The 3,173-nt window shown below is 63.2% G+C and carries 4 protein-coding genes; all 4 read right to left on the bottom strand.

The genetic code is table 11. The features are described from left to right. Window positions 1–992: lysylphosphatidylglycerol synthase transmembrane domain-containing protein (locus tag DBR24_RS27350; protein WP_146189133.1), on the bottom strand; the 992-nt coding region annotated here is incomplete at its 3' end. Further along, on the bottom strand, window positions 989–1,765 hold the full coding sequence (locus DBR24_RS27345; RefSeq protein ID WP_128616275.1) for a DUF2334 domain-containing protein: 777 nt from the start codon (window positions 1,763–1,765) through the stop codon (window positions 989–991). The genes DBR24_RS27350 and DBR24_RS27345, both read right to left, overlap by 4 nt. Then, on the bottom strand, window positions 1,758–2,870 hold the full coding sequence (locus DBR24_RS27340; protein WP_128616274.1) for a glycosyltransferase family 1 protein: 1,113 nt from the start codon (window positions 2,868–2,870) through the stop codon (window positions 1,758–1,760). The genes DBR24_RS27345 and DBR24_RS27340 overlap by 8 nt, the downstream gene beginning before the upstream one ends. Window positions 2,871–3,077: 207 nt before the next feature. Then, on the bottom strand, window positions 3,078–3,173 hold a 96-nt coding region (locus DBR24_RS34970), incomplete at its 5' end, for a hypothetical protein (RefSeq protein ID WP_371921373.1).

Raw genomic sequence — 3,173 nt, 5'->3', positions numbered from 1 at the left:
GTCTGCGACACCTTCATCAACTTGCGCAACAGCGGCCGCCCCAACATCAACAGAAACACCGGCCCACCCACCAGCAAATAGAAGTAATACGTCACCATTCGCCAGATCAGGATCGCTGCCGCGGCGGTGGATTTGCCGACCATGGGCGTCAACAGTGCCGCCGAGGTCAACTCCGCAGCGCCCGCGCCGCCGGGTAACAGGCTGAACTGCCCGGCACCCAGCGACAGCATCTGTACCAGAAAGCTCCACGCCCACTGCAGGTCCGCGCCCAGCCCGCGCAGGGCCAGATACAGCACGCTGTAGCGCAGCAGCCAATGCACACAGGTCAGGGCAAAAACCTTGATCAAGGTCTGTGTCGGCAGTTTCAGCGTGTCGATGAACGCCGCGAGAAAGTGCAGGAGTTTGCGCGCCCAGCGCCGGCGCGTACGGTGCTGGACATTCATGCCGGCGAGCAGGCGTCCGCTCAGGCGAATCAAGCGGCGATGGTAGCGCGCCAGGACGACGCAACTGAGCAGGCCGCCGAACAGGGAAACCGCGCTGACGATCAGCAGCCACTCCAGGCGATCGCTGAGGTGCTGAAACAACGCGTAGATCAGAATCGCGCTCAGGGCGCAGAGAAAGAACAGCAAGTCGCTCAACTGATCCATGGCAAACACCGCGCTGCCACGGGCCGGGCGCACCCCGCAGCGGGCCAGCAGCGCCATGATCGTCAGCGGTCCGCCGCTGCCGCCGGGGGTGGCGCAGTAGGCGAATTCGGCGGCCATCACCACCCCCAGACTCTTCAGCGGTGTGACGCGCTCCCGTTGATCGCCGAGCAACAGCCTCAGGCGCAGGGTGTTGATCCCCCAGCACAGCAGAATCATGCCGAACATGATCAGCAACCAGTTCAGCGGAAAGCTTTGCAGGCGCGCCCAGGTGTCGCTGCCGCCAAGCACGACAGGGATCAGCACCGCCGCGAGCAAGCCGATCAACAACAGAATGCCGCGGCTCATGCGGCGTGCTCCAGGCACTGGCGCTGTTGCGTCAGCCAGTCGATCTTGGTCATTGGCACTCGTCCTTCAGCCAGCAGTCGTTCAAGGGTGTGCAGCCAGTAATCCCGAGAGAAGGGGTGGCGCATGTCCTCCGGGTGCAAGCCTAGACGAATCACCGGTGCCTGGCGCCAGCGCTGTTCGCGCTGGGCACTGACTATTTTTGACACGCCCCGACGCCAGGCACTGCGCGCGCTCCAGACCAGCCCCGGGGCAGCGATGGGGGTGAAATCCGGCAACCGATAGAGATGTTGCGGATCACTGGTGTAGCTCAGCGGCAATTCGCGCAAGGCCTGACGGGTGCCGTCGCTCATCAGCCACGCCGGGGCGACAAAACCGTGCAGCGGCCAATCGTGGCGTTGGAACGTTGCAATGCCGGCACGCAGGCGGGCGAGGGCGGCCTCGTGTGGCAACTGATAGAACTCGCCCTCATGGGTGTAGAGACGACGCATGAACCAGTCGCGCGGCGTGCTCGGGCCGGGTTCCTGGTCGTCATGGAAATAGCCGTGCAGGGCCAGTTCATCGCCACGGGCAACGCGTTCGCTGAGCAAGCGACAAAACCCCGGATGGGCGTCGAGCGCGTTACGGCGGTGAAAATCCGGCACGACCAGCCAAGTCATCGGCACGTCGCCCATGGCGTCGACGGCTTCGACAAACGCTTGGTAATCCGCCCATGTTTGCGGTGCCACGTCGTGCAGCACCAGTAACACGGCGGGACGATTCAGTGGCTCAGCCATTGGCAACCTTGGGCAGCGCGTGGCCGAGCACGGCGTGATAGTGGCCGAGCAGGCTGTCGACCACCGTGTCCCAGGCGTAATGCCGCTCTGCATGCTGGCGTGCCTGCTGACCGAGCTTTTCAGCGCCGCGACTGAACAGCTCGCGCACGGCATTGGCCATGGCTTGCGGGTTATTCGGTGCACAGAGCAGGCCGCAGGATTCGCTGACGATCTCTGTGAAAGCGCCGGCCGCCACGGCCACCACCGGAATGCCACAGGCCATGGCTTCAAGGATCACCAGACCGAAGGTTTCCTGATCGCCGGCATGCAACAGCGTATCGGCGCTAGCCATCAGGCGCGCGACGGTCGCCGCCGGGCAGAAGCTGTCGATCACGCTGACGTTGTCTGGCACCCCGGCGGGCATTGACGAGCCGACCAGCAACAAGTGATAGCGTGGGCCCAGGCGCTGCATGCATTTGAGCAGGATCGGCAGGTTTTTTTCTTTCGAGCCGCGCCCGGCGAAGATCAACAGGCGTGTGTCCTCACCGATGCCCAGTTCTGCGCGCAGTCCGGGGGCACGGGCGTCAGGATGGAAGGTTTGCAAATCGACGCCCAGCGGTTGCACGAACACATTGCGCACCCCAAGGCCGATGAGTTTGTCGGCCATCACCTGACTCGGCGCCAGGACCCGGTCGAAGTTGCCATAGAGCCGGGTGACATAGGCTTCGATATTCGGCGTGACCCAATGGCCCATGCGGTTGCTGACCAGCAGTGGCAGGTCCGAGTGATAAAAGCCGATCACCGGCACATCCAGTTGCCGCCGCGCATCAAGGGCAGCCCAGGCGGTCAGATACGGATCGCCCACTTCGATCAGATCGGGCTGCAAATCCTGCAAGACGTTGCGCCACGGCGCGAGCCGCACCGGGAAACGATAGCCTTTGCCAAAGGGCAGAGCGGGGGCGGGAACCGTGTAAACACCATCGTGTTCACTGAAGTGGGCGCCAGGGATCAGCAGGCTGTGGCGAGTTGCAGGTTTAACGCCCAGCCGGCGGTGTTTGGCATCCAGATAAGTCCGCACGCCGCCGCTGGCCGGGGCGTAGAACATGGTGATGTCGGCGATGTGCACGGTGACTGTCCCTCCGCTGCGTGGTACTCCCTTGGTTGACCTTTATCAAGAATAGATGTTCGGTCGGGATTGCGCGGTGGGGCGGTTAGTGAAGTTTTGCCGTGTTTTGCGGTCCGTAATCGCTGGCAGGCGGGTTTCCACAGGGATTTGCGATAACGCAGCTCCCATGTGTGAGCCAGCCTGCTGGCGATGAGGGGCGTGCAGACGCTAGATGCGGAAACTGCCGACCAGTTGCTTCAACCGCGAAGCCTGTTGTTCCAGATCGGAACAGGCGCGCAACGTTGCCTGCAGGTTTTCCACGCC

This window comes from Pseudomonas sp. HMWF006 (assembly GCF_003061205.1).
GTDB lineage: Bacteria > Pseudomonadota > Gammaproteobacteria > Pseudomonadales > Pseudomonadaceae > Aquipseudomonas > Aquipseudomonas monsensis.
Note: the sequence above shows the minus strand (reverse complement) of the source record. Positions and strands in the feature narration are given on the sequence as shown.